General features: G+C 59.7%; 27 protein-coding genes and 2 pseudogenes. 15 read left to right on the top strand and 14 right to left on the bottom strand.

Annotation, left to right across the window (positions count from 1 at the left end; translation table 11 throughout):
* Positions 1–160 precede the first annotated feature (160 nt).
* The 7 genes from MMG94_RS20445 to mdlC all read left to right on the top strand — a co-directional run bounded on the left by MMG94_RS20445 (position 161) and on the right by mdlC (position 6720).
* A complete protein-coding gene (locus MMG94_RS20445) occupies positions 161–376 on the top strand; it encodes a rubredoxin (RefSeq protein ID WP_016920716.1) in 216 nt (71 codons plus the stop codon).
* Between the two features lie 26 nt (positions 377–402).
* The gene (locus tag MMG94_RS20440; RefSeq protein ID WP_016921915.1) at positions 403–1206 is read left to right on the top strand and encodes a pirin family protein; all 804 of its coding nucleotides are present in this window, start codon (positions 403–405) and stop codon (positions 1204–1206) included.
* A gap of 50 nt (positions 1207–1256) precedes the next feature.
* Positions 1257–1841, top strand: coding sequence for a tautomerase family protein (locus MMG94_RS20435; RefSeq protein ID WP_016921914.1), 585 nt, complete (start codon positions 1257–1259; stop codon positions 1839–1841).
* A 117-nt stretch (positions 1842–1958) separates the two neighbouring features.
* Positions 1959–3824 (top strand): CocE/NonD family hydrolase, encoded by a 1866-nt coding sequence (locus MMG94_RS20430; protein ID WP_016921913.1) that lies wholly within the window; start codon positions 1959–1961, stop codon positions 3822–3824.
* 137 nt (positions 3825–3961) lie between these two features.
* Positions 3962–4237 (top strand): hypothetical protein, encoded by a 276-nt coding sequence (locus MMG94_RS20425; protein WP_016921912.1) that lies wholly within the window; start codon positions 3962–3964, stop codon positions 4235–4237.
* A 68-nt stretch (positions 4238–4305) separates the two neighbouring features.
* Complete coding sequence (locus tag MMG94_RS20420; protein ID WP_016921911.1) at positions 4306–5022, top strand: glutathione S-transferase family protein; 717 nt, start codon at positions 4306–4308, stop codon at positions 5020–5022.
* A 72-nt stretch (positions 5023–5094) separates the two neighbouring features.
* Complete coding sequence (gene mdlC, locus MMG94_RS20415; RefSeq protein ID WP_016921910.1) at positions 5095–6720, top strand: benzoylformate decarboxylase; 1626 nt, start codon at positions 5095–5097, stop codon at positions 6718–6720.
* Between the two features lie 190 nt (positions 6721–6910).
* On the opposite strand, the gene MMG94_RS20410 is transcribed toward mdlC, so the two are convergent.
* The 5 genes and pseudogenes from MMG94_RS20410 to MMG94_RS20390 all read right to left on the bottom strand — a co-directional run bounded on the left by MMG94_RS20410 (position 6911) and on the right by MMG94_RS20390 (position 10093).
* A complete protein-coding gene (locus MMG94_RS20410; protein WP_016921909.1) occupies positions 6911–7099 on the bottom strand; it encodes a hypothetical protein in 189 nt (62 codons plus the stop codon).
* Positions 7096–7305, bottom strand: a complete 210-nt coding sequence (locus MMG94_RS20405; RefSeq protein WP_016921908.1) for a hypothetical protein — start codon at positions 7303–7305, stop codon at positions 7096–7098. The genes MMG94_RS20410 and MMG94_RS20405 overlap by 4 nt, the downstream gene beginning before the upstream one ends.
* Positions 7302–7700 carry a hypothetical protein gene (locus tag MMG94_RS20400; RefSeq protein ID WP_016921907.1) on the bottom strand — a complete coding sequence of 133 codons (399 nt, stop codon included), beginning with the start codon at positions 7698–7700 and terminating at the stop codon, positions 7302–7304. The genes MMG94_RS20405 and MMG94_RS20400 overlap by 4 nt, the downstream gene beginning before the upstream one ends.
* Entirely contained in the window at positions 7697–7972 is a 276-nt protein-coding gene (locus MMG94_RS20395; protein ID WP_016921906.1) for a hypothetical protein, read from the bottom strand. Before MMG94_RS20395 ends, MMG94_RS20400 begins: the two co-directional genes overlap by 4 nt.
* A gap of 155 nt (positions 7973–8127) precedes the next feature.
* A pseudogene (locus MMG94_RS20390) lies at positions 8128–10093 on the bottom strand (Tn3 family transposase).
* 124 nt (positions 10094–10217) lie between these two features.
* Between MMG94_RS20390 and MMG94_RS20385 the strand changes: the two are divergent.
* Positions 10218–10832, top strand: a complete 615-nt coding sequence (locus MMG94_RS20385; RefSeq protein ID WP_016921902.1) for a recombinase family protein — start codon at positions 10218–10220, stop codon at positions 10830–10832.
* Here the strand turns inward: MMG94_RS20385 and MMG94_RS20380 are convergent.
* Positions 10824–10973 (bottom strand): hypothetical protein, encoded by a 150-nt coding sequence (locus MMG94_RS20380; RefSeq protein ID WP_016921901.1) that lies wholly within the window; start codon positions 10971–10973, stop codon positions 10824–10826. The two genes, MMG94_RS20385 and MMG94_RS20380, sit on opposite strands and share 9 nt — an antisense overlap.
* A gap of 100 nt (positions 10974–11073) precedes the next feature.
* Here MMG94_RS20380 and MMG94_RS22220 point away from each other — a divergent pair, with 100 nt between their 5' ends.
* On the top strand, positions 11074–11370 hold the full coding sequence (locus MMG94_RS22220) for a hypothetical protein (protein ID WP_081495749.1): 297 nt from the start codon (positions 11074–11076) through the stop codon (positions 11368–11370).
* A 52-nt stretch (positions 11371–11422) separates the two neighbouring features.
* A complete protein-coding gene (locus MMG94_RS20370; protein WP_270111437.1) occupies positions 11423–11548 on the top strand; it encodes a hypothetical protein in 126 nt (41 codons plus the stop codon).
* Positions 11549–12518: 970 nt separating this feature from the next.
* Here MMG94_RS20370 and MMG94_RS22215 read toward each other — a convergent pair.
* The gene (locus MMG94_RS22215) at positions 12519–13157 is read right to left on the bottom strand and encodes a BRO-N domain-containing protein (protein ID WP_244415528.1); all 639 of its coding nucleotides are present in this window, start codon (positions 13155–13157) and stop codon (positions 12519–12521) included.
* A gap of 272 nt (positions 13158–13429) precedes the next feature.
* On the opposite strand from MMG94_RS22215, the gene MMG94_RS20360 reads away from it, so the two are divergent.
* Entirely contained in the window at positions 13430–13717 is a 288-nt protein-coding gene (locus MMG94_RS20360) for a DUF3761 domain-containing protein (RefSeq protein ID WP_081495748.1), read from the top strand.
* A gap of 161 nt (positions 13718–13878) precedes the next feature.
* Here MMG94_RS20360 and MMG94_RS20355 read toward each other — a convergent pair whose 3' ends face one another.
* The 5 genes from MMG94_RS20355 to MMG94_RS20335 form a co-directional block, all read right to left on the bottom strand.
* Positions 13879–14598, bottom strand: coding sequence for a sensor histidine kinase (locus tag MMG94_RS20355; RefSeq protein ID WP_275938815.1), 720 nt, complete (start codon positions 14596–14598; stop codon positions 13879–13881).
* 32 nt (positions 14599–14630) lie between these two features.
* Complete coding sequence (locus MMG94_RS20350) at positions 14631–17606, bottom strand: Tn3 family transposase (RefSeq protein WP_026016533.1); 2976 nt, start codon at positions 17604–17606, stop codon at positions 14631–14633.
* Between the two features lie 412 nt (positions 17607–18018).
* Entirely contained in the window at positions 18019–18339 is a 321-nt protein-coding gene (locus tag MMG94_RS20345; protein ID WP_016921894.1) for a helix-turn-helix domain-containing protein, read from the bottom strand.
* Positions 18332–18706 (bottom strand): type II toxin-antitoxin system RelE/ParE family toxin, encoded by a 375-nt coding sequence (locus MMG94_RS20340; protein WP_016921893.1) that lies wholly within the window; start codon positions 18704–18706, stop codon positions 18332–18334. The genes MMG94_RS20345 and MMG94_RS20340 overlap by 8 nt, the downstream gene beginning before the upstream one ends.
* A gap of 133 nt (positions 18707–18839) precedes the next feature.
* Positions 18840–19250, bottom strand: a complete 411-nt coding sequence (locus MMG94_RS20335) for a helix-turn-helix domain-containing protein (protein WP_154420409.1) — start codon at positions 19248–19250, stop codon at positions 18840–18842.
* Between the two features lie 118 nt (positions 19251–19368).
* On the opposite strand from MMG94_RS20335, the gene MMG94_RS20330 reads away from it, so the two are divergent.
* The 4 genes and pseudogenes from MMG94_RS20330 (at position 19369) to MMG94_RS20315 (ending at position 21260) form a co-directional block, all read left to right on the top strand.
* On the top strand, positions 19369–19563 hold the full coding sequence (locus MMG94_RS20330) for a hypothetical protein (protein ID WP_154420407.1): 195 nt from the start codon (positions 19369–19371) through the stop codon (positions 19561–19563).
* Between the two features lie 95 nt (positions 19564–19658).
* Positions 19659–20413, top strand: a pseudogene (locus MMG94_RS20325) (IS6 family transposase).
* 152 nt (positions 20414–20565) lie between these two features.
* Positions 20566–20826: a type II toxin-antitoxin system Phd/YefM family antitoxin gene (locus tag MMG94_RS20320; protein ID WP_016921892.1), complete on the top strand. Its 261-nt coding sequence runs from the start codon at positions 20566–20568 to the stop codon at positions 20824–20826.
* Entirely contained in the window at positions 20823–21260 is a 438-nt protein-coding gene (locus MMG94_RS20315; protein ID WP_026016532.1) for a hypothetical protein, read from the top strand. The genes MMG94_RS20320 and MMG94_RS20315 overlap by 4 nt, the downstream gene beginning before the upstream one ends.
* Before the next feature lie 275 nt (positions 21261–21535).
* Here MMG94_RS20315 and MMG94_RS20310 read toward each other — a convergent pair whose 3' ends face one another.
* Positions 21536–22408 carry a TniQ family protein gene (locus tag MMG94_RS20310; protein ID WP_195840190.1) on the bottom strand — a complete coding sequence of 291 codons (873 nt, stop codon included), beginning with the start codon at positions 22406–22408 and terminating at the stop codon, positions 21536–21538.
* On the bottom strand, positions 22405–23286 hold the full coding sequence (locus MMG94_RS20305; protein ID WP_016922186.1) for a TniB family NTP-binding protein: 882 nt from the start codon (positions 23284–23286) through the stop codon (positions 22405–22407). Before MMG94_RS20305 ends, MMG94_RS20310 begins: the two co-directional genes overlap by 4 nt.
* Between the last annotated feature and the right edge of the window lie 4 nt (positions 23287–23290).

Here is a 23290-nt window from a genome sequence, read left to right as displayed (position 1 = left end):
TTCATTTTGGCTAAGAGGCGACGATAAACTCAATTCGGATTTATCACCACTTCTAACGATGCTTTGACTAGCGTTCTGACACAATCAATGGACAGGCGCGCGCGCCCGCTCAATGATAGGCTGCACTTGTCGCGCATTGCGGCGGTTATTGGAGGCCATAATGTCAGAGCAATTCAAACGCTGGATTTGTCTTGGATGTGGGTTCTCTTATGACGAAGCGCTTGGATTGCCGGAACACGGGATCGCGCCGGGAACCCGCTGGGCCGACCTGCCCGAAGATTGGGCCTGCCCCGACTGCGGAACGGCAAAGGCGCAATTTGAGATGGTGGTCATCGGCTATGCCGCCGGAGGCGCGCAACTCGCCCAGAACGCTTGAGCGGCTCGGAAGGCAGGGGGAAAGTCATGACTCGTTTTTTTGTACTTCGCGCCCATGAGCGCGGCCATGATGTCATCCGCTCCGATGGTGCGGCGTCGTCCTATGTGGCGGGACATCCCGGCGCTTTCATCAGCCGCGAGTCCAGCTTCAATTTCCATCAATATCAAGGCGGTCGCCCCGGCTTCGGCCCGATCCGTGTCTTCGGCGACGAGACCTTCCACGGCGCCGGCTGCGGTTACAACATGCATCCCCACCATAACTTCGTGATCTGCGCCTTCGTGCTCGAAGGCGAGCTGACCCACATCAACACCGCGGGCGAGGGGACGGTCGACCGGTTGCGGCAAGGCGATTATTACGTCTTCTCGGCCGGCTCCGGCGGCAAGCATTGCGAGCTGAGCATCAGTCCCGAGGACATGAATGCGATCTATATCTGGGTGCTGCCGAGCCAACTTTATCTACCGCCCGCCTATCATCGCGGCCATTTCGATCTGCGCACTCGCCGCAACCAGATCATACAGTTGGTCGGCGACGCCGACGGCGCTCTGCCATTTCCGCAGGACCTGCGCGTGTCGCGTTTGGCGACAGATCGCGAGGGGACATTTACCTACACGCCGCGCTCGATCGAGCATGGCGTCTATATCTTCGTCGTCGATGGAAATCTAACGTGCGGTGACGCTGTATTAGGTCGACGCGACAGCCTTGGCGTCGCAGGAGTGAAAATAGTCGAATTCGAAGCGGCCGACACGACAGACGTCCTCATCGTTGAAACTGCGATGATCCATGACGAGCGGGTTCGCGCCTGGGAAAAGGAACAGGCCGAGGTAGCGTGACGACCGCCTCCAGCCGATGACGCGCGCATTTCGCGCCAAGGAGCAAGACCATGCCCATCATGGATGTTCGATACGCCGCCGGCCGCCTCGACAAAGAGGCCAAGGCCGCGCTCGCAAAGAAACTTACCGATGTGTTGATTCAAATGGAGGGCGGCGCCAACACGCCCGGCGGCCGTGGCTTCGCATGGGTGTTCTTCACGGCCTTCGCTGAGGACGACTGGTGGATCGGCGGCAGCGCTGGCGACGACTATGTCTCGCCGCCCGGAAAGTTCTTGGTCCAGATTTCCATCCCAGAAGGCTATATGAACATCGCCCACAAGAATGAGGTCCACGCCTGGGTCGCCGCCGCCATCACCGAGGTCACCGGCGTGTCCGATCCGGGCCGTAGCATCCTGACCGTGATCGACGAGGTCACCGAAGGAAATTGGGGGAATGCCGGCCGTCCGATCAGCCTTGAAAGCATCGCCGAGACGGTCGGCCAATCGAAACAAGGCGCGCGCCTGAACTGGTCGCGCTCCTATTTCGAGGCCAAGGCCCGCGCTATGGCGACCGCGGGATATCCCACGGACGCCGGGGGTCTGTTTCCATCGCTCACGCCGTCTGAACCGGCGCGCACGCCCACGGGCGTAAAGTGACCTTTGATGTGCGCGACCCTCCCCCTAACGGCGATAGCGAAACCTTCTCATCGTAGGGACCGTTGAGCCGTCGGGAAGTGGGCATTCGACTGCATCGGGGATGAACGTCCCCGAGCTATGGCTGTTCGCGCTGAACGCGCCGATCAGGGACATGAAAAGGCGGCGGAGATGAAAGCCAGGGAAGGCAAACATAGCTTCTGGGACAATCTCATCCCGCTAAAAGGCGGCCACTTCGGGGACCAGCTCGCCGGCTGGACGCCGGGTCCGCCCGTGAAGACGAGACTCGGCTGCCGCATTCTGGCGGACCAGATGATCGAGGTCGCCCCAGCCATCGCGCTTGCGGCGGACGTCTATATGCCAAAGGTCTCGGGCCGCTATCCGGCCATCGTCTCGTTCGCCGCCTATTCGAAAGAGTTGCAGGCAGCCGGCGTGCCTGCGGGCAACAACGAGACGGGCAGCCCGCCTGTCTTCACGGAGCGAGGTTATGTTCATGTCATCGTCACCCGGCGCGGCATGGGGCGGTCCGGCGGCAAGGACGCGGTATATCTCAACGACACCGACGTAGAGGACCACGCCAAGGTGATCCAATGGGCGGCTGCGCAGCCCTGGTGCGATGGTCAGGTCGTGCTCTTCGGCACATCTTATTACGGAATGACCCAGCCTCAGGTCGCCCGACTTCGTCCGCCTGCGCTGAAGGGCTTCTTCGCCAATGAGATGTGCACGGACTTCTTCCGCCACATCGCCATGTTCGGCGGCGCGCCGCAGCCGGATTTCTTTGCGTTGTGGATGGGCGCGAACTTTACGCCGTTCCAGTTCGCGCTACGCGTGCCGCCGCTCGTTCGCGCGCTGGTTAGCCACATCGCTAATTCGCCACTGAAACATCTGTGGTGGCCGCTGGTGAAGAAGCGCATGACGCGGTTCATGAAGGCTTTCCAGCGACAGGTCCCGACGCGGCCGACGCGTGAGTTATTTGCTGAATTCATGCTCGACGGCAAGACGCGCGCCACCGCCGCGATGCCGCAAGGCCCCAGCGGCGCGCTGGCCGACATCGAAGCTCCGTTCGTTGTGGTGCAGAATCCGGGCTACCTCAACCTGCATCAGTTCGGCGCCTACGACCTGTTCGAGAATGCAGGGACGCCGCGCGATCAAAGATGGCTGATCATCGGCCCTGCGAGTTTCGATCTGCCGGTCTACCATTGGCAGTTGGAAGCGCTCGCCTTCTTCGATCATCTCCTTTACGGCGCCGACAACGGCTATGCCGCGCAGGCGCGGGTGCGATATTGGATTGAAGGTGTGGACGCCTACGGATCCGCGGCAAATTGGCCGCTTCCGGGGAGCACGCCGCTTCGGCTCTATTTGGCCTCCAGCGGCGCCGACGCCGGAACACACCGGCTCACCCGCGAGCCGAGCGAAGGCGGAACGAACCGATGGGCGGCGATACCCCTCGGCGGCACGGTGTGCGCCGGCTTTGACGAAGTCGCCAACCAGCGCCTCACTTTCGAGATGCCCGTAGAGGAGGAAATGGAGTTAAGCGGCCCCGTGACTTTGAGCCTCTCCTTCAGTTCCAACGAGATCGATTCTTATGTGGTGGCCCGCGCCGGCCGCCGCTCGGCCGATGGCTCCTACCATCTCCTGTCGATGGGCGCGATCCGCCCCGCCTGCCGCAGGGTCGACGAAGCGCGCTCTACCGCCACTGAGATCGCCATCGACATTGACGCGCCCGAGCCGCTTACGCCAGGCATCCCTGTGACGCTTCGCTTCAGCCTGACGCCGCAGCCTGTCGTTCTGAAGCCGGGCGAACAGCTTGTCCTCGATATCGGAAGTCGCACCGATCTCCTACGCAGCGACGTAAGCCATGGTCATGCGCAATTCGACATGCAGGTCCCGCCCTATTATTCGCGCAACGCCCTGCATTACGGGCCGGACAGCTATATCGAGTTGACACGCGCAGCTCCCCGAGTCCCCGCGCGAATCTCGATCTGATAGATCTTTCGTATCGTCAGAAAGCGAAAGACTCGCGACTGAAGTCACTTCCGCCGACGCGGCGCAAATCGCGTGCATGACAAAGTTCAAGCGGTCGCGTAGCCTGCCGCGGCCGTTTTTGTCACCCCGGAGCGAAAATGATCAGAGACGCCGCCTCCCGCCGCCAGGTGCTAACCCTTGCAGCCGCTGCGCTACCGGCAACCCTCGCACTACCATCCACGCCCGCAATCGCCTATCAAGGTAATATGGAGCGCGCGCTTGCCTCTCTTCAGGACGCGATGGCGTCTTTAGAGGCCGCAACGCCAAACAAGGGCGGGCACCGCGAACGCGCAATGCAAATCATCCAGCGCGCCATGAACCAAGTGCAGATGGGTATCGATTACGCGAACAGGCATGGCGGCGGCGGCTTATGAGAATAGAAAAAGCGGCGGCCCGTTCCGGGTCTTTCGTCAGATTATAGCGTTTTTGTGCGGAACACGTCATGGTCACGCTTTACTCCTACCCTCGCCTCTACGGCGTCGCCGACAACAACGGCTATGGTTTGAAGGTTTACGCCTTTTTGCGACTCGCCGGCGTCTCGTTTCGTCAAGAGCATGTCTTTGACGCATCCTCAGCGCCGCGGGGCCAGCTTCCCTATATTGTCGAGGATGGAGAAACGATCGGCGACAGTGAGACGATCATCGCTCATCTTGTCCAGAAACATGGATTGACCATCGATCGTGCGCTCACCGCAAGTCAGCGTTGCCAGGACCTGCTCGTCACGCGCATGCTCGACGACCTCTATTGGGTGATGTCGTATTCGCGATGGCAAGACGAGCGCTACTGGCAAGCGTTTCGCGATACGCTACTCTGGGAGCATCCAAGCCTTCGACCCGAAGACCTTCTCAAGGCGCGGGAGTTCAATTTTCAGCGCTATTACTACCAGGGTATCGGCCGCTATCCGCCTGAGATGGCCTATGCGCGCGGCCTCGCCGACCTGAGCGCTCTCGCCAGTTTGATCCCTTCGGAGGGCTACGCGCACGGATCGGCGCCGACCAGCATTGACGCCGCCATCTACGGATTTATCGCCAACGTCTATTTTTATGACATCGACACGCCGCTCAAGCAGTTTGTCGTTTCGCAGCCAAACATCGTCAGACATTGCCTCGCCATTCATGGCGCCGTGTCGTGCGATGGAGAGCAGGAACGTAGCGGGTGAACGCCGCCGCAGATAGCACCCGTGTAAAACCCGCCGCGTCGGCGATCGCCGTGGCCATTCTGAAGGCGCATCATGACGACCATCCGCGACCTGACCTATGATTTGCTCCGCCGTCACGGCGTTACCACGATCTTCGGCAATCCCGGCTCGAACGAACTGCCCTTCCTGCAGGATTTCCCCTCCGACTTCCGCTATATCCTCGCCCTGCATGAGGGGACGGCCATCGGGATGGCCGACGGCTACGCCCAGGCGACAGGCCGCCCCGCACTTGTCAACCTGCACTCCGCGGCCGGGACCGGCAACGCCATGGGCGGCTTCGCCAACGCCTGGAATGCCCATTCGCCGCTGGTGGTGACCGCCGGCCAGCAGATCCGCGCCATGATCGGCATGGAGCCCCTGCTGACCAACATCGACGCGACCACGCTGCCGAAGCCGCTGGTGAAGTGGTCCTATGAGCCGGCGCGCGCCGAGGACGTGCCCCTCGCCATGAGCCGCGCCTTGCACCTGTCCGCCCTGCCTGCGCCCGGTCCGGTCTACCTCTCCATTCCCTATGACGACTGGGCCAAGCCCGCCGAGCCGGAATCGCTGCGCCTGCTGGAGCGCCGCGTCTTCGCCGCGGGGGCCCTGGACCCCGCCGCGACGGCCGCGCTCGCCGCCCGTCTCGATCGAAGCGCCAAGCCGGTCATCGTCCTCGGGCCGGACGTCGACGCAGCGCGGGCAAACGAGCACGCGGTGCGCCTCGCCGAGCGGCTGAAGGCGCCGGTTTGGGTCGCGCCCTCGGCACCGCGCTGCCCATTCCCCACTACCCACCCGAACTTCCGCGGCCTTCTGACCGCCAGCATGGCCGATATCTCCCGGCTGCTGGAGGGCCACGATCTAGTGCTGGTCGCCGGCGCGCCGGTGTTCCGCTATCACGAATATGTTCCCGGTCCCCTCCTGCCGCCCGGAGCCGAACTGATCCAGATCACTTGCGATCCCGACGAGGCCGCGCGCGCCCCCATGGGCGACGCGGTGGTCGGCGACGTGGGCCTCATCCTCGCAGCGCTCGCCGACGCGGTGAACGAGGCGGCAAGGGCGGCCCCGCAGCCGCGGGAAGTGCCACCGCGTGCCGCGCCGGGTGCCGCCCTTCTCACCGCTGAGCGCGTTCTCGACCTCATGGACGAACTCGCCCCTCGCGACGCCATCTATGTCAACGAATCCACATCCACGATCGAGGCCATGTGGGAGCGCATGCGCTGGGAGAAGCCGGGGAGCTACTATTTTGGCGCAGCGGGAGGACTCGGCTTCGCCATGCCGGCCGCCATCGGCGTCCAGCTCGCTGAGCCGGACCGGAAGGTGATCGCGGTCGTCGGCGACGGCTCGGCCAATTACAGCGTCACCGCCTTGTGGACGGCGGCGCAACACGAAGTTCCGGTAGTATTCGTGATAATGCGCAACGGCACTTACGGTGCCCTTCGGTGGTTTGCCGGCATGCTGGAGGCGGAGCGCGTGCCCGGCCTCGATGTGCCGGGCATCGACTTCGTGGCTATCGCCTCGGGCTACGGGTTGGAGGCGGTGCGGGTCGAGACCGACGACGCCTTCGCCGCGGCCTTCGCGCGCTCTCTCAAGGCCGGCCGGCCGTCCCTGATCGAGGTCGCTACTGCCTGGCGCACGCCCTTGTCCGGCGTCAGCGCCGATGCGACGAAAAAAGCGGGTTGAGGAAAGGGATTTTCTGGCTTGAAATCAAAGCCGGTGCGGTTCACTTGTCCTTATCGGGCGGCGCGCAACCTCGCCTTTAAATCTCAACGGAAATTCAGCACCTTCCCTTGGGGGGGAATGGAGGTAGCGGACCTCCGCTACCAGAAAATCAGACACTTACGCGCTGTCTCGAAACCACCAAAAATTGCCGTCAGCAAATCGTCAGCGCCACTGGTCGGTCTAGATTTCGGGGCCAGGTGCGCCGCATCTTCGCCGCCTTCCATGCCGTCGACAGGCAACGGCCGAAGCTCCAATCGAGCCCCAGCCGCTGCCCGTCCCGGTAGCGCTTGTGCGCGTCCCACATGACGGCGGCGCGATCGTAGCGGGTGGCGGCCGTCATGTGGACGCCCGCTCGCCTTCCATGGCTTCCGCGAGGCGATCCAGCCCGCGGGCGATGTCCTGCACCTGCTGCGTGAGGGCGTCACGGTAGATTTCATCCTCAAGCGACATGCCGGAGCCATCGGCGCCAAGGAGCGCCAGCTCGAGGAGCCTCGCGCGGGCGCGGATGCAGGCGAGTTGGTCGACGGGGGAGGAAGAAGCGGTCATGACGACGCCCCTCGCTCTAAAACCGCGATGGCGGAAAGTATCGCGGCCCTGTTCTCTATTTCCTGGTCTGCGAATAAATCCATGTCGTCTGCAACGAAGCGCAGTAGCGCAATTGCGCCCGCTGGGGTCGTAGGCGCGATGGTCGCTTTCATTTTTCTTTCAAAGTCGCATACGGTTTTGCAGGCTGCGGATTGCGCCTGTTCGGCAGCTTCGATGGCGCTCTCGTCCCCACAGAATACCAAGCTGTCAGTTGTGTTGACGGCGGTGATGTGGATAGCCTCCAAACGTTCCCTCTCCGCCATAGCGGCAATGACCGGGTCCGCCACTATGGCCGAGCCAGCGGCAACGGGAAGCCCGGCGACGATGGCGCGGCGGGAATGCTTGATTATGGTCATTTCCGGGTCCCTCCCTCGATCGCATAGAAGTTGTCGTCGATTGTTTGGGAGACGCGCTGGACGTTGTCACGAGCAATAAAGACGAGCGCCGCGACGCGGTCTAACTCTACATCTCGCTTTCCATCGCGCTCGTAATTCATTTCCATAAGTATATCAGCCGTCGCGTCGAGTAGATGATAGAGACGCCCTACTTCTGATTGCACGGTGCTCAGGCTTACGCTGGTTTCAGAAGTATTGGGCTTAATCGTTGCGGCCTCTTGCTGGTGGGTCATGCGATTCTCCTACGGGCAATCCTAAATTTGGCTGCGAGCGACCGCGCGCCCTGTGGCGACGGAACGTGGCGGGTCATGCAAAGACCTCTTCCAGTTCCAGCACGGCCTCGGCGCCGCCGATCAATAGGGGGTCGTTTGCGGCAGGGGGCGGAATCCTACGGTAAGGTCTTTGGCCAGCGATATTCGCCCGTGAGATTGATGTGTTCCCATCCGAGCGGCGAGACGTGGGCCAAGAGATCGGGAGACACGGGCGCGCCCTCGCGTGTTCTCGCGCCCACGATCTCGCCGAGCTTCATCGTGTTCCAAAAGATGATGATGGCGGCGAGGAGGTTCATGCCGGCGATGCGGTAGTGCTGGCCTTCGCCAGAGCGGTCGCGTATTTCGCCGCGCCGATGGAAGTTGACGGCTCGCTTCAAGGCGTGGTGAGCCTCGCCCTTGTTCAGGCCGATTTGCGCTCGTCGCCGAATGTCGGCGTCCATGATCCAGTCGATCATGAAAAGAGTTCGCTCGACGCGGCCGACTTCACGTAAGGCGCATGAGAGCTCGTTCTGACGGGGATAGGACGCGAGCTTCCGCAATATCTGGCTGGGAGCGATCGTTCCCGTCGCGATGGTGGCGGCGATGCGCAGTATGTCTGGCCAGTTGCGCTCAATGAGCGCCTGATTGATTTTGCCGCCGACCAACGGACGCAGATCGGCCGGGACCTCGGCGGGGTCAAAGACATATAGCCTCTTCGACGGAAGGTCGCGAATGCGAGGAGCGAAGTTGTAACCGAGAAGCGTGCATGCCGCGAAAACGTGATCGGTGAATCCGCCGGTGTCGGCGAAGTGCTCGCGAACGCGCCGACCCGCGTCGTTCATGAGCAGGCCGTCGAGGATATACGGCGCTTCGCTGGCGGTGGCAGGGATCACCTGAGTCGCGAACGGAGCATATTGATCCGAGACATGGCTGTACGCCTTGATCCCTGGCGTATTGCCGTATTTTGCGTTGACCAAGTTCATGGCCTCGCCCTGTTCAGTGGCGACAAAGAACTGTCCATCGCTCGAAGCAGAAGCGCCCATCCCCCAAAAGGCGGCCATCGGGAGACCGGCCTGAGCTTCAACCACCATGGCCAATGCGCGGTCGTAGGCCTCGCCTTCGACATGCCAACGCGCCAAGCGGATCAGCTCCCAATGGCTATGAGTGTTGGTGGCCTCGGCCATCTTTCGCAGACCGAGATTGACGCCCTCCGCCAAGAGGACATTCATCAAGCCGATCTGATCGGCGCAGGGCTCTCCGGTTCGCAGATGCCTGAACGCCTCGGAAAATCCGGTGCTGGCGTCCACCTCCAACAGAAGATCGGTGATGCGGGCGCCTGCGCAGACGCGCAACCCGATGAACCGGCACATCGGCCAAAAGGCCGTCCGGAAGAGGAAGGCCTTCCAAATATTCCAGACGATCGAGCAATCGATTGGCGGCCAACGAATTGGCGCCTGGCTCGAATTGCCGAAGCCAGACATAGCGCGTCACCCGTTCATCAACCGTCTCTTCGAGGAGACGCAGCAATCGCTCTCGGACCTCGGGACTCAATCGATCGGCCATTCGGCTTTCGATCTTGCGTTCCGCGTCGACCAACGCATCGGCGGACAAGCGCTCGATCGTCGATATCGCCGGAAGGATCGTGCGAGATTGGCGGCATTCGTTCACGAACCGGCGAACCAGATCCTCGTTTGACGCCGCGAACTCGGCTTCGCGGCCAAGCCAGTCTCGTAGATCGCGGGCGACGCGCCCTGAAAAGGAACGAAAACCGTAAATTCTGCGCAGCTCCGCAAGATGCTCGTGGCGAGTCTCCTCACGCACGGCGTAATCGGCGAGATCGTCAGCACGCAGGCCGAGCTGCGCTCCGATGAACTCCAGAACCTCCTTCGGGATCAGCTCCCCCGGCGCCAGAATGCGCCCCGGGTAGCGCAGCGCGCAAAGCTGCAGCGCGTAACCGTATTTGTTATGGGGACGCCGTCGCCGCTTGATGTGAGCGATATCCTCGTCGCTGAGAGTGTAATGGATGAGCAGTTCCGCCTGGTCGGTCGGCAGGCGCAGAAGCGCTTCTCTTTGCCGAGGCGTCAGCACGATCCGGCGCGGCATGCGTGTTCCTTTTTCAATTTTTCCTATGGTTTAAGATGCTTTGTTTAAGATACGTCTTAAGATACAAGTCTGGGCGACAGAACAGCTCCGGCGCCGCAGACGCCTCAAACATCGTTTGTGAAACATGCTGATCGGATATGCCCGCGTCTCGAAAGCCGACGGCTCGCAGTCTCTCGACTTGCAGCGCGACGCCCTGGGCGCCGCTGGCGTCCAGCAGGATCAGGTTTATGAGGACCGCGCCTCGGGGAGCAGGGACGATCGGCCAAGCCTGGAAGCCTGTCTTCGGGCGTTGCGCGAGGGCGACGTGCTCGTGGTCTGGAAGCTCGACCGGCTGGGGCGGTCCCTCGCACATTTGGTCAACATCGTCAAAGAACTGTCGGGGCGCGGCGTAGGCTTGCGGGTGCTGACTGGAAAAGGCGCGCAGATCGATACGACGACCTCGTCCGGCCGCATGATTTTCGGCATCTTCGCGACACTGGCGGAGTTCGAACGCGATTTGATCCGTGAACGCACCGTCGCAGGCCTTGCCGCCGCTCGCGCTCGCGGTCGCAAAGGCGGCAGAAAATTTGCCCTCACCAAAGCCCAGGTTCGTCTCGCTCAGGCCGCGATGGCTCAACGCGACACTTCGGTCTCCGCGCTCTGCGCCGAACTCGGGATCGAACGCGTCACCCTCTATCGCTACGTCGGCCCCAATGGCGAACTCAGAACTTACGGAAAGCGCGTTCTCGGCTTAGCGTAGGATTCCGCCCCCTTCCGCAAACGACCCCAATAGGGGCTCGGGCTGGCGCGCCGGGACGTAGCTCTGCTCGCCTTCGTCGCGCTCAGCGGCTTCGAGCATGGCGCGGACGGTAGGATCGTCGAAGAGGTGGGCAATTTTCATGGCGAGCTTCCTTTGAAGTGATGTAGTTCGCTTGCGTCCAATACCCAACTTGGGTATACCTATTTATGTAGCTTATATACCTAAATGTGTCAACTTAAAAATGTCATACCCGGGAAATGTCACCCCAGCGCAGTTTCGCGGTGCCCTTGCGATGTTGAACCTCTCGCAAGCTGAGCTTGCCGAGCGAGCTGGAATATCAGTCGAAACGTTGAAGCGACTGCTTGGGGTGCGGGCGGGAATCTCTGTCGGTCAGGGTGTCAGCGAAGATGCAATGGCAAAGGCCCGCTCCGCTCTTGAAGCCGCCGGCGTCGAATTCATCCCTGAGAACGGTGGCGGGGCTGGCGTGAGGTTGAAGAAAGGCCATGCGAATGGGATGGCGAAGCAAGCTTCAGAATAGGCCGCCCGAGCGCGAGCCAACGCCGCTCTATGTCGCGACGGCGGGCTTGCTCATGTCTATCGCCAGCTACGCCATCCCCGACGAAGGCGTTTCAGGAACGCTCTTCGGTTCCGGCTTGATCACCGCCGGGTTCTGCATTGTGTATTGGCTCGCAAATCCTGGCCACGGCAAAGATTGACGCCAACCCGAGAACCGATGGCGGGCGGGGCACAGTTGTGTAAGGTCTGATAGAAAATTAGCCTACTGCGAGAGTCATAACGCGAGGCTGGCTTGCCAAAAAAGAGCGCAGCGCGACGGCCGATTATTCGTCTGGCCCTAAGCCGCACCGAAACCGCCGCTCTCGCCGATCGAGCGCGCTTTCGTCGCCCTTTGCCCCGTGGCTGTAAGGCTGGCGATGCTCAAACTCCGGTGGCGGAGATGGAAACTGATCCTTTCCATCTCCTGCTAACCCAGAGGGGGCGGGGGAGACGAAAGCCTCTCTCACTTCCCGAAGGGGAAGATAGTCCGAATCGCGAAATTCTTCAATGACCGCCGCCGCCAAGCGCTCTCGCGCTATTCGCGTGAAGATGGAACGCTATTGCCCAACCATTCTTTGGTCTGAGGGCTCTGTTCCAGCGCGCCCCACGAAATGCCGGCCGCAAGCCCTGTGAGGACGACGAGAACGACGCGCAATCTACGCAGGATCCAAAGCAGGTTCATGGGCGTTTCGGGGTTGAATCAATTTAGCCTGTAAAATGGGGAGAGCAACGCGGGCGGGCAAGAGACGGCCTCGCGCCGTAGGCGGCCATCTGAGCCGCCGCCACAGCGACGGCGCCTATACCGTTCCGAGAAGCGCCGACACGTCAACCGACGCTCCTGCTAGTGTTCTTGTATGAAACAAGTGAAGTCTCTTTCGTCGCCATAACGCCAATTATGTAGATAGTAGCGATACCACGTCCTTTGATTTGGTCGGGGTGAGAGCTGAAAGATGCTGCAACGGCCGCTGTAGGCTAAATCCCATTCTCCCGTTGGTGTCGCGGCGAGCGACGGTGTTAGCGCGGTAGAAGCGAAGAACCAACCGAGACTGAGCGCTAGAAGCGCGTGACTGCCGGTGTGGCCTAAGCGGCGGCGCGTCATTTTCAACTCCCTTGCGAGAGGGCGGACACTAACTAACCGCATCCTTGGGGACTATGTTCCGGAAGCCACGTTTGCCTGCTGGGCTTAAAGCAGCCGCCACGCGCCGCAAGAATGCCGTCGATCATGCCAGGCAGCAGGGCCTCGACGACGGCCCGTGCCGATTCCGCCGCTATGCGCGCGAACTTGGCCTCGTCGAATTCAGCGCCCCCACTATAGCCGCCGGTCTTGCGGATGGATGGAAGAACATCTGCCGTAACCCACTTGCGGAAGCCGTGCGGGACGGTGCCGGGCGTCATGGCGTCACGGCAGCGGAGGGCAAGGGCGTAGAGGCCGGATTCGGAAATGATCTGCATTTCCTGCCGTCCGCCGAGGGTGTCGGTTGAAGCGACACCCTTTTCATCGGCATCCAGCTTCTCGATCGCGTCTCGGCTATTTGCAAGACCGAGCGCCTCGCAAACATCCTTGGCAATGAACCATGGCCCGCCATTGCGGTCTATGGTTCTGATGAGCTTGTCATTTTCGAATAGGAACGGGGTGATTTTCATTCCGTTAGTCTTCATCGACTCCGGCCTGACAGGCCCGAGAGCGCTCAGGATCATAAAACCGATCAAACGGAACGCTTCCAGAACCTGATAATTCCGATGCTCCGACAGCGGCTTATTGCGCGGCATGCACGAAAGCCGAACAAACATACAACTTATCGGAATTGTTTTGCGATGCCGGGCATTTGGCCTCATCCGACGCTATCCCGCTCGCCCGATACTGCGACCAGTCCGGCCGGAGCGACGCTGATTAGTCAATGGCTACGCTTGCTTACGTCGCGACCTACGACATAGCTCTGCCTTGGAGTGCACCGGGGCAACGCCCCGCATAAGAACCCACGAGAGGGCGAAGGCAAACCGGCGCCGCTTTATCAAGACAAGCAACTTTAAGGGCTTTTTTCATGCGTTCGGCTATGTTTTGCGCCGTCTTTACGTCCTGGGCAATAAGCGCCGAAGCGAAATCGCCGCTCAAGCCGCTGACCCCGGGCGCTCCGGTAGAGGAGCAGCTCAAAGAGCACGGCGACTACACAAACGCAAAGGGCGAAACCGTGCACGCCCCCGCTCACAGCCTATTGGGAGCGGCGCCCGATGGCGCGACGGCAAAATGCCGAGATGGCGAGTTCAGCTTCTCGCATTCGCGAAGCGGCACATGCTCCGGGCATGGCGGGGTCGGAAGTTGGTTGCGCTGACGCACCAACGGCAAGCAACGGTCCTTCTATCTCCGCGAAGCGCCGAGATGCGGACCGGCGCCCGCCAGCGCAAGCGAGGTTGACCGCGCGCATCCGGGGGCTACAGAGATTGGCGAGGCCCTTGGCCGGCCGGTATAGAGGGAAGGCGGCAAATGGGGGCGCTATGGGGGGCCGTCTTCGAAAATTGGAAGTCGCACGGTGAAGGTGCTGCCTCGCCCCTGCCCGTCACTCTTTGCTTCAACGCTCCCACCATGACGCTTTACCAAGTCGCGAACGAGGCCAAGCCCAATGCCTAGCCCACCTTTTTCGCGGCGCTCGCCGCCGTCAACCTGGGTAAAGAAATCGAAGATGTGAGGTAGCATATCAGATGGGATGCCAATGCCATTGTCGCGTACTGTGACTATTGCCTCGCGACCAAACCGCTCGGCGGAGAGCTCTATCTTACCATTCGGATCAGTGTATTTTGCAGCGTTGTTCAGAAGATTGGCGAATACCTGTATGAGGCGCACCAAATCGCCCCGGAGAACAATTTGATCATTCGGCAGGTCCACTTTCAAAGTGTGCCGACCGCGGTCCAGTTCCGGCTGAGCAGTTTCTATGGCTTGCCGCAGCACTTTTTCAAGATCGACAGGCTCTAACCGTAAGGTGATTTTTCCTGTCCTGATACGCGATACCTCGAGGAGGTCGTCGACCAGGCGAACAAGCTGATCGACCTGCCGGTCTAAAATTGCGAGGGCGTCGATTTCCTGCCTCGCTTTGGTTTCCCTGGCGCTCCCATGATCCAAGGTGTAGGTCGCCGCCTTTATCGCCGCCAACGGATTCCGGAGTTCATGGGCGAGCGTCGCGAGAAACTCGTCCTTTCGGCGATCCGCGTCTTTCAGGGGTCATCGCAGAATCTTCCCAAAATTGTACTCTAAGCCGCATCGAGTAGCTCGGATCGCGGGTTGCGGAGGGGTCGGAAGGCGTTTTGGAGCGGCTCGGTCGGCCAGACATAGTCCCCATTGAAGGTGATGTGCTCCCAGCCGAGCGGCGCGATATGAGCGAGCAAATCGTCACGGACCCGTTCTCCGCTGGAGCGGAGTTCAGCAACGGCGTGGCTGAGATAGACCGTATTCCACAGAATGACGGCCGACACCACGAGATTGAGGCCAGAGGCCCGGTAGCGTTGATTTTCGAAGGTGCGGTCGCGGGTTTCGCCAAGGCGATGAAAGAACACCGCCCTGGCGAGCGCGTTCCGCGCCTCTCCTTTGTTGAGGCCGGCATTCGTTCGCCGCCGCAGAGCCGGGTCGCTGATCCAGTCGAGGGTAAAGAGCGTGCGTTCGAGCCGGCCTATTTCCCGAAGGGTCTTCGCCAGCGCATTCTGTTTGGGGTAAGCCGCGAGCCGACGCATCAGAATCGACGGCGCAACGGTCCCGGCTTTGATCGATGCCGCAAGGCGCAACGTCTCATCCCAGTTTTCGTCGATGACTCGAAAATCGATAGCGCCGCCGATCATCGGGTCAAGAGATGCGTAGGTCGCACGAGCGTCCGCGACATAGAGGCGACGATCGGCAAGATCGCGAATGCGCGGCGCGAATCGAAAGCCCGTGAGGTGACAGAGACCGAATACGTGATCGACGGCGCCCGCCGTGTCCGTATAGTGCTCTCGGATATCCAGCGAGCATTCGTGGTGAAGCAACCCGTCCAGAATATGCGCGGCCTCGCTAGCGTTGGCGGCGATGACCTTGGTGTGAAACGGCGCGTAGCGATCGGAGATATGCGTATAAAACTTGACGCCCGGCTCGGAGCCATATTTGGCGTTGTAATCGGCGCGGGCTTCGCCATGCCCGCCTGCCTTGAAAAATTGTCCGTCCGACGATGATGCGCCGCCGTCACCCCAGACCCTTGTGAAGGGCTGCGCGTGGATCGCTTCGGTCAGGCAGGCAAGCGCCGCCTGGTAGGTTTCGTCGCGAACATGCCATTCCGCAATCCAAAGCAATTTTGAATGGCTGAATATTTTGGAGCTTCGCGCCATTCGGGCGAGGCCGAGATTGGTGGCGTCCGCAAGCAACGCCGTCATCAGCCCGATATTTTCCTCGGGCGGCGCGCCGGTCCGCAGATGACCGAAGCGCTCGGCAAATCCTGTCCAACCATTGACTTCAGCGAGCATCTCGGTGATCCGCAGGCGCGGCAGCATGCCGTAGAGTCGCCGCGCGACATCGTCTACTTCGTCGTTTTCGCCTTTGCGAATGGGACTGATCGATAGCCCCTCTGAGGTGATAGCCGCCTCGACAAGCTTGCCTGCAGACGCGAGCGCGTCGATTTCATTGAGCCGCGATTCAAGCAAAGCAGTCCGCTCCGTGAGCCAGTCATCGAAGCGACCCGGGACAGCCAGTCCCAATTCGCCCTCTTGGCGACGCGCAACAAAAGCCTCGGGCGGCAAAAGAAAATCGCCGAAGGCGCGGAATGCACGGCTGCCTTCGACCCAAATGTCTCCGGACCGCAAACTGTCGCGTAGCGTCATCATTACAGCGACCTCGTATGCCCGACGGTCAAATGTAGGGCCTCGTCCAACGAGCTTGCGCCATGTCGCTTTCAGAACCGCCATGGGCGGGCGCTGAGGGAGGTGTCTCGACCGCGCTACATAAAGTCCCCGCAACAAATCAAGCGCGTCGAGCAATGTGTCGTTTGCCTTCCATGAGCGGAATACAAATGCGTTAAGCAGGACCGGTATCATCCGGCGCACCGTCGGATATCTTTCGACGATTTCGGTCAGATTATCTTCGCGCGTGTTTCTGACGACAATTTCTGTTTCAGCGACAAGCGCCTTCAGGCGTTCCCAACCAAGCGATCGTTCAACAGCCGCATCCTGGTCCTCTCCAGACTCCTTCGCCGCCAACATGGCTTTCGCCATGTGGAGCAACGCACGCGCAGACGCATCGAGCGCTTTCGCTCGATGGACAACATTTTCTCTGTAGACGCGTTCGGCGCGACGGTAGACGCCGCCAAGCATCTTGTCGAACACGACCAGCGCCGCGTCCGTGAGGATCGCTTCCGTTTCGCGGGCGAACACGACCAGAGTCGCCAGTCGGCGCGTGGGGTCTAATCGCGAAAGATGCTGGGCGCTAAGAATAGTTGTTTCCTTGGCGATCGCCCTATAGCGCGCGCGATGAATCCGTTGCTCGCGATCTGGCCGGATGCCCAGGCTTCGAACAAATTGCAAGCGCTCGACGACGCCAACAAGGTTCTTCTGGGTCGGCGCTTCCGGCCAATCACGAAGCCACGCAAGCGCAGTGCGATCTCTACTGTCGCTGACCACGATCAACGCCTCCAGCGCGGCGATAGCTTGCAGTTCCAATCCCTCGACAAGATTCTTGTGCGCCTGCTTTCGAGCGCGGGCGCGAGCCGCCAGGCTCAGGCGTTCCAAAATTGTCGCTGCGGGCAACAAAATGCCACGAGTTCGAAGGGCCTCGATCATGGCTGCAACGATTACGTGGCCACGATCCGTCCCAATTGCCTCCTCCGTCGCAATCTTCGCGACAGACCGATACTCGACGCGACTGAAAGGACGGACGCGCAAATACGACTGTATCTCGCCGAGATGTTCACGACGGGTTTCATCACGCTGTGCGTATTCACTATAAGCGCCCGGCTCGATTCCGAGCTGATGGGCCAAAAAGGCGACCACGTCCGGAGCGGGAGCTTCCTCACTGCCAAGAACTCTGCCGGGAAATTTCGAATATGCAAGATGCACGGCGAATCCCAATCGATTGCCGTCACGACGTCGTTGGCGGATCAACGCTAAGTCGTCAGGCGAGAGGGTGTAGTGCCGGACGATTGCGGCCGGATCTGTCGGCGGGTCGAATAGTTCAGCCCGAGACTGCGGAGAAAGAATTTCGTGTTTTTTCATTGCTGGCCTCCTGCTGCTCTCCCACAAATGGTGGCGCTGCAGTTTGGCCGGGAATTCGAAAATCAGCATTCTGGGCGAGGAATCAGTCGTCTAGCTTCGGAGGAGATACTTACTTTCAACCGTCCAGCCGCCCTTAACGTACGATTTTGGGAAGATTCTGCGCTGACCCCTAGTGCTGCAAGGTTTCCGGCACGGCGCTGCCGTCGAAGGCGTCGGCGGATGTGCAAATTCAGGTGCGGGAATCCTCGGACGGGAAAAACTTCGGCCCGTGGCGGGGCGTGTCGGTCGGTTGGCCGGAATTCGCGGTGACGGCGGGGAAATAACCGAGGGACGGAAAAAGCAAAGGCCGCGTCGGTCTCCCGCTCACGGCCCTTGAGCTTGCAGCACGCTGCAAGCGAGTGAAGCCTCACTCCTACGCGATAGCGGCAAGGCCTTTGGTTCGAACGAGCGCCAGCAATTTGAGCGAGGGGCCGCTTGGACGCTTGACGCCGCTTTCCCAGTCGCTCACCAGCTTGGCGCTCACATTGAGGTGCCGCGCGAAAATTCCCTGACTGACATGCTCGCGCTCGCGCAGAGCGCGAATGTCAGCGCCCGTAAGGTCTTCAACCTCTGTGAGGCAAAAGGCGTCCAGATCGCGCATAGTGGCCTTGTCGAGCGCTCCGACGCTCGCCAGCGCCGCGCCAGTCCTGTGCAAGACTTCAAGGCGGCTGTTGCGATAGCAGCTCTTAGTCATGGCAAGTTACCTCCGTGATTTCCTGCGCCGCGATCAGCTTTCCAAGCTGCTCCTCGCTCATGGTGAAAAACCCTCGCGCGACGCTGCGCCAAAAATGCAATTCATCCGGCCCGATATTGTCCCGCTCGCTTTTGGCGAAGCCATAAACGAAGACGGTTCGCGTCTGAGAGCTGAACGCCATGAGCGTTCGATAGCCTCCGCGCCGCCCTTGGCCCGCGCGACCAACGCGCTGCTTGATAAGTCCGCCGCCAAGGTCGGCGTCGATCAATCCGCGCTCGGCCCGCGCAACGGCCTCGCAAAGCCGCTGATCGTCGATGTCCTCGCGCCGCGCATATCGGGCAAATTCCTTGGTTTTGAATATCTTCACGCATTCTCCATACCAAGGTATATTATCCCACTAGGTGGGATAATTCAAGGGGGAAAATGCCAAGCTTGATCGGTCAAATTCCTTGCAAAACCTCTACCTTTTGCAAGACAGGTGATGCAGTCAAAACATTATTTCATCCACGCCACGTGATAGGCTTATTATTCTCAAGCCTCCAAATCACTTCCTCCAGCGCGTTTGAATCATAATGGAAATATCCAGTTATTCGCTCAAATGGCAGGTCATCTCTTGACAAGATTTCAAAAAATTCTTTTCTCCACCTTCCGACACTATGCTCGGACATTTCAATTTCTTTTGCGATACACCTATTTGTTTTTCCATCGGACGCAAGAAGTATTGCCTTAAGCTTTAGTATAGCAATGTTTCTTACTTCATCTGATTTTCTAACTTTACCTTCCTTTAAGATAGATTTGCCGAATGCCTTGCTATACTGGTTTGCTCTTTCCTCCAATGTCGTCATTAAATTCAATAACGCACGCCGTTCTATTTTGCGTAAATTGATTTTATAGGCTTTCCCGTTGGGCAAAATGGCCTCTGTTTGAACAGCGCGATTCGCTCGCCTGACTTTTGATTGACTCTCAGCCCTGTAAGGCGATGTTATCACTACGCTCGTTTCTAGGAAAATTTTTTCTGGGGACGAGTGAATGTCAATCGAACCGTTCAACGAGAATACCAAAGCGTCAAATCAGCTGGCGGAAGATGCCGCGCGACGCGAACAGTTTGTCGTCCGCGTTGGCAACTCGTTCGAAGCTCCGGCACGAGGCCGACTCGCGGTCATCTGTACCACTCTCATTGTTGCCATGGTGGCCGCTGTCACGGTTTCTTTTCTTCACCCGTGACGGTTGGGCAATCTCAGGGCCTGTCGCAAATATGCGGGTTAACCGAGTTTTGAGGCAGGGCGGGGCAAAAGGCTCTCCGACAGGAGGGATCGCCAATGCTCTTGACCGCCTTTGCCGAGAAGCTGAAGCGCCGAGCGAAAAACGACTTCAAGGGGCGTCACTTTGAGCCCTGGCTCATTATCCAGGCAGTCTCCTGGTATCTGCGCTATCCCCTGAGTTGCCGCGACGTCGAGAGCTTGTTCGCTGAGCGCGGTTTCGATGTCGACCACAGCACGATCAACCGCTGGGTTCTCGCTTATGCGCCCGAGATCGAGAAGCGCCTGCGCCAATTTCGGCGTCCGCATTGCGGCTCGATCCGTGTCGACGAAACTTATGTGAAAATCCGCGGGGAGTGGCGCTATCTCTACCGCGCCGTCGACAAGCGCGGCGTTCCTGTCGATTTTCTGCTGACCGCCAAACGCGATCTCGCCGCCGCCAAACGGTTCTTTCGTAAGGCCCTGAAGGACCAGCCCCTGCTGGCTCCGGGTAAAATCGGGACGGACGGCGCGAGCGTCTATCCCACAAAGCCATCGACGACGCGGCCAAGGACGGCCTGACGTCGTCCGGCGTGCTGCACCGCGTCTCCAAGCATTTGCAGCAAGGGATTGAAAGCGATCACTTTCACGTGAAGAAGAACATGCCGAAGATCGGCGGCTTCCAGTCATTCGCCACGGCGAAGCGCACGATCGCGGGCTTCGAGGCCATGCTTTGGCTCAAAAAGGGTTTTGGCTTCGCTGGGGAATGGACCGTTCGCCGCCAGAATGAATTGCTCGCCTTCTGCTTCGGACTTCAAACGGTTAATAATCCCTGAAAGTTGGCCGCTCCCAAGGGGGCCGCGACCTCGCCACTGGTTTGCGACAAGCCCCCTCGCGCCCCCTGAAAAAGCGCGTGGGGACGCTATCACTTTGTTCTTGCAAAAGTTATCTATTTTATCTATTATAGATAGATGGGGAGGGCTTTGCCATGAAAGTCACGTCAACGGAGTTCCAGCAGAATGTTGGCCGCTATCAGGACGCGGCACAGCAAGCGCCGGTCGTCATTACGAAGAATTCGCGCGCGCACACGGTGCTGATGTCGGCGGCGTTTTTCGAGATGGTCATGAAAGGGCGCGTGGCGCGTCCGATCGAAGACCTCGACGACGACACGCTGAAAGCGATTGCGCGGAGTGAAGTCTCTGCCGAACATGCGCCGCTCGATAATCTCCTCAAAGATTGGACGCCATGAGCCTACCGACCCCGAGGCCGGGGCTTGTGATTGGCTATTCGTATCTCTGGGCGCGTGAACACAGCCAAGGGACGGAAGAAGGCAACAAAGACCGCCCCTGCGCGATTGTCGCGGCGCGCCAGATTATCGAGGGGCGGGAAGTGGTGACGGTGCTGCCGATCACGCATTCGCCGCCTGCCAATCCTGAGGATGCGGTCGAGATTCCGCCGCTCGTCAAAAGGCACCTTGGCTTGGACGATTTGCGCTCATGGATAGTCGTCACGGAAACGAATGACTTCCTCTGGCCGGGGGCAGACCTGCGCCCCGTGTCGAGCATGTCGCCCGCGCGCTTCGAATACGGGATGCTGCCGCCCCGCTTCTTCGCGCATGTCCGCGACAAGGTCTTACAGGCGCATTTGCAACGCCGCCTGAAAGCGGTGCCGCGCACAGAATGAGCTTGCAAAGGGTCTACCTTCTGCAAGGGTAGCGACATCGAAAATACAGACATAAACCGTTCTATTTTACGCGGTTTTGAACATTTTCGATCTGACGGAGCTGGCCTACGATACCGGCAATTTTTGTTCTCAGCTTCGTAGCCGCATCCTCGTCTTTCGTGACCTTCAAAGCGAGGCGCGCTTCATGGAGCTTGTCACGTTGCACTTAATTGCAATAATGCGCCGGTTCACGCCCGTTGCTGCAGCAAATGTGAGAATCTCCTGGACCAAATTTATCAAATATGCTGCAAGTATGATAATTCCACGGGCTCGGGTGGAATGCAGAGCATGGTCGCGGCCAGTTCGCGAAAGCGGGAGCGGTTCTGGTCGATCATTCTCTCTTCGAGCCGCGCCAGCATGAATGGGCCCTGACGTTCAAGGATCGCGACAGCGGCAAGCAGCGCCGGGCGCAGCATAAGCGGCAGGATTGGTTTGGCGGGGGAGGGAAGAACGATCCGGCTATTTGCGAGAACGGCGTCGATTTCCGGAAGAACGGCTCCAAGAAGTCTGGGATTGCCATTGGGCGCGGCATTACTTGTTCTTGGGTCGCGTCGCATCAGCAGGAGACGCGCCAATTCCATTGGCGGCGCCCAGCTTTGAACGCCATGCTGCGCTTCGTCGTCAATCAGACGTTGGCCATTGAGCGCTTCGTTCCAATTGGAGTTGATAGGAGACGCGACCGCATTACCTTCATTGTCGCTGAGTGGAGAACCGCATTGCGAGCACGTGATGCGCCATCCGAGAAGTTGGCTTCGGCTTACAGGCTCTGGACCCTTCGAATTTGCTTGGTGCCGGCAATTCGCACAGAACTGCATTGGCTTCGCGGCGATCCATCGATGCGAATCTGGGCATAAATTTGCAAAACTCATTTGCCGAACAACGGTCGCGTCCGTTCTGAACACGTGAGCTATGCACGCGGCTTGTTTGGTCGTCCGTCGGAAATCGATCTCGCGCATCGACGACGCATCAGACAGACAATGCCGAAGCATGGTGACAGGCTGAACGCCATAAAATACCGCATGCCGACAGATCCATGACGACAAAAGCTCATATGTCAGCGGTGGAAGCACGACCGGCAGCTGGTCGCAATGAGGAAGCTTGGGCGTCACGCGAACGCCGCTTCCATATCGAGTTCTGGCTGCCAACTCTCGATGGCTTCGTCGCAGATTTGCTCTCTTCCAGTTTCAACCGCCTCCACGGCGAGATTGTTGATCAGATGGAAGATGTTTGCCGTGATGCCCTCGGTCACTTGAAGCATCCAACGCAATGATTTCGGGCTGAGCACGGAAGGATTGCGTAAGGGCGTGTTGCGCAGAATGGACGCGACGAGCGCTTCAAATTGTTCATCCGCCGCCCAACGGTTCAACGTGAACTGTTCAAAACGGCGGGCGAGTTGAACATCCCCGCTGATCGCTTCACGCGCTTCGTTGACGCCAAAGCAGACGAGCGAGATTTGGAGGCGATTGCTCAGGAATCGAAGGGTGTTGAGCACGACCCTCTGTTCCCGATAGGAGCCCGCGAGAATATTATGGACTTCGTCGATAACGAGCACCTGAACGCCGATCGCCTCCATGATCCGCAATGCAGACTGCTCCATCTGCGCAATGTCTGCACGGGGGCGCTGTGGCGCGCCGAGGAGCGTGAGCAGTTCAGCATAGAAGCGGCGTTCTCCCGGTCGACTGGTCATCTCCATCGCGAGTACAGGCGTTCGGAGCGCGCCCGTGACCGCATTGAAACCCGGCGGGTGTTCGTCACGGAATCGCTTCATGATCATGGTTTTGCCCATGCCGCTGTCGCCATAAATCGCAACGGATGGCATCCTCGTTCCCCGAGGATGGTTGAGCAGGAGCCCCAAACGGTCGAGGGCCTGTTTGGCCCGCGGATACAGAACCCAACGGCGCGACTTTATTGCGCGGATGCGACGTTCATCGGATTCCGAGAGAAGTGCGGCGGCGGCAGGCGTCAGATGGGAGCTTACATCGTTCATGTCA

The sequence above is a fragment of the Methylocystis parvus OBBP genome, assembly GCF_027571405.1.
Classification (GTDB): domain Bacteria; phylum Pseudomonadota; class Alphaproteobacteria; order Rhizobiales; family Beijerinckiaceae; genus Methylocystis; species Methylocystis parva.
Note: the sequence above shows the minus strand (reverse complement) of the source record. Positions and strands in the feature narration are given on the sequence as shown.

Coding starts and splice junctions, on each gene's coding strand:
- MMG94_RS20445 (WP_016920716.1), top strand. CDS start 161: ATGTCAGAGCAATTCAAACGCTGGATTTGTCTTGGATGTGGGTTCTCT.
- MMG94_RS20440 (WP_016921915.1), top strand. CDS start 403: ATGACTCGTTTTTTTGTACTTCGCGCCCATGAGCGCGGCCATGATGTC.
- MMG94_RS20435 (WP_016921914.1), top strand. CDS start 1,257: ATGCCCATCATGGATGTTCGATACGCCGCCGGCCGCCTCGACAAAGAG.
- MMG94_RS20430 (WP_016921913.1), top strand. CDS start 1,959: ATGGCTGTTCGCGCTGAACGCGCCGATCAGGGACATGAAAAGGCGGCG.
- MMG94_RS20425 (WP_016921912.1), top strand. CDS start 3,962: ATGATCAGAGACGCCGCCTCCCGCCGCCAGGTGCTAACCCTTGCAGCC.
- MMG94_RS20420 (WP_016921911.1), top strand. CDS start 4,306: ATGGTCACGCTTTACTCCTACCCTCGCCTCTACGGCGTCGCCGACAAC.
- mdlC (WP_016921910.1), top strand. CDS start 5,095: ATGACGACCATCCGCGACCTGACCTATGATTTGCTCCGCCGTCACGGC.
- MMG94_RS20410 (WP_016921909.1), bottom strand. CDS start 7,099: ATGACGGCCGCCACCCGCTACGATCGCGCCGCCGTCATGTGGGACGCG.
- MMG94_RS20405 (WP_016921908.1), bottom strand. CDS start 7,305: ATGACCGCTTCTTCCTCCCCCGTCGACCAACTCGCCTGCATCCGCGCC.
- MMG94_RS20400 (WP_016921907.1), bottom strand. CDS start 7,700: ATGACCATAATCAAGCATTCCCGCCGCGCCATCGTCGCCGGGCTTCCC.
- MMG94_RS20395 (WP_016921906.1), bottom strand. CDS start 7,972: ATGACCCACCAGCAAGAGGCCGCAACGATTAAGCCCAATACTTCTGAA.
- MMG94_RS20385 (WP_016921902.1), top strand. CDS start 10,218: ATGCTGATCGGATATGCCCGCGTCTCGAAAGCCGACGGCTCGCAGTCT.
- MMG94_RS20380 (WP_016921901.1), bottom strand. CDS start 10,973: ATGAAAATTGCCCACCTCTTCGACGATCCTACCGTCCGCGCCATGCTC.
- MMG94_RS22220 (WP_081495749.1), top strand. CDS start 11,074: ATGTCATACCCGGGAAATGTCACCCCAGCGCAGTTTCGCGGTGCCCTT.
- MMG94_RS20370 (WP_270111437.1), top strand. CDS start 11,423: ATGTCTATCGCCAGCTACGCCATCCCCGACGAAGGCGTTTCAGGAACG.
- MMG94_RS22215 (WP_244415528.1), bottom strand. CDS start 13,157: ATGCCGCGCAATAAGCCGCTGTCGGAGCATCGGAATTATCAGGTTCTG.
- MMG94_RS20360 (WP_081495748.1), top strand. CDS start 13,430: ATGCGTTCGGCTATGTTTTGCGCCGTCTTTACGTCCTGGGCAATAAGC.
- MMG94_RS20350 (WP_026016533.1), bottom strand. CDS start 17,606: ATGAAAAAACACGAAATTCTTTCTCCGCAGTCTCGGGCTGAACTATTC.
- MMG94_RS20345 (WP_016921894.1), bottom strand. CDS start 18,339: ATGACTAAGAGCTGCTATCGCAACAGCCGCCTTGAAGTCTTGCACAGG.
- MMG94_RS20330 (WP_154420407.1), top strand. CDS start 19,369: ATGTCAATCGAACCGTTCAACGAGAATACCAAAGCGTCAAATCAGCTG.
- MMG94_RS20320 (WP_016921892.1), top strand. CDS start 20,566: ATGAAAGTCACGTCAACGGAGTTCCAGCAGAATGTTGGCCGCTATCAG.
- MMG94_RS20315 (WP_026016532.1), top strand. CDS start 20,823: ATGAGCCTACCGACCCCGAGGCCGGGGCTTGTGATTGGCTATTCGTAT.
- MMG94_RS20305 (WP_016922186.1), bottom strand. CDS start 23,286: ATGAACGATGTAAGCTCCCATCTGACGCCTGCCGCCGCCGCACTTCTC.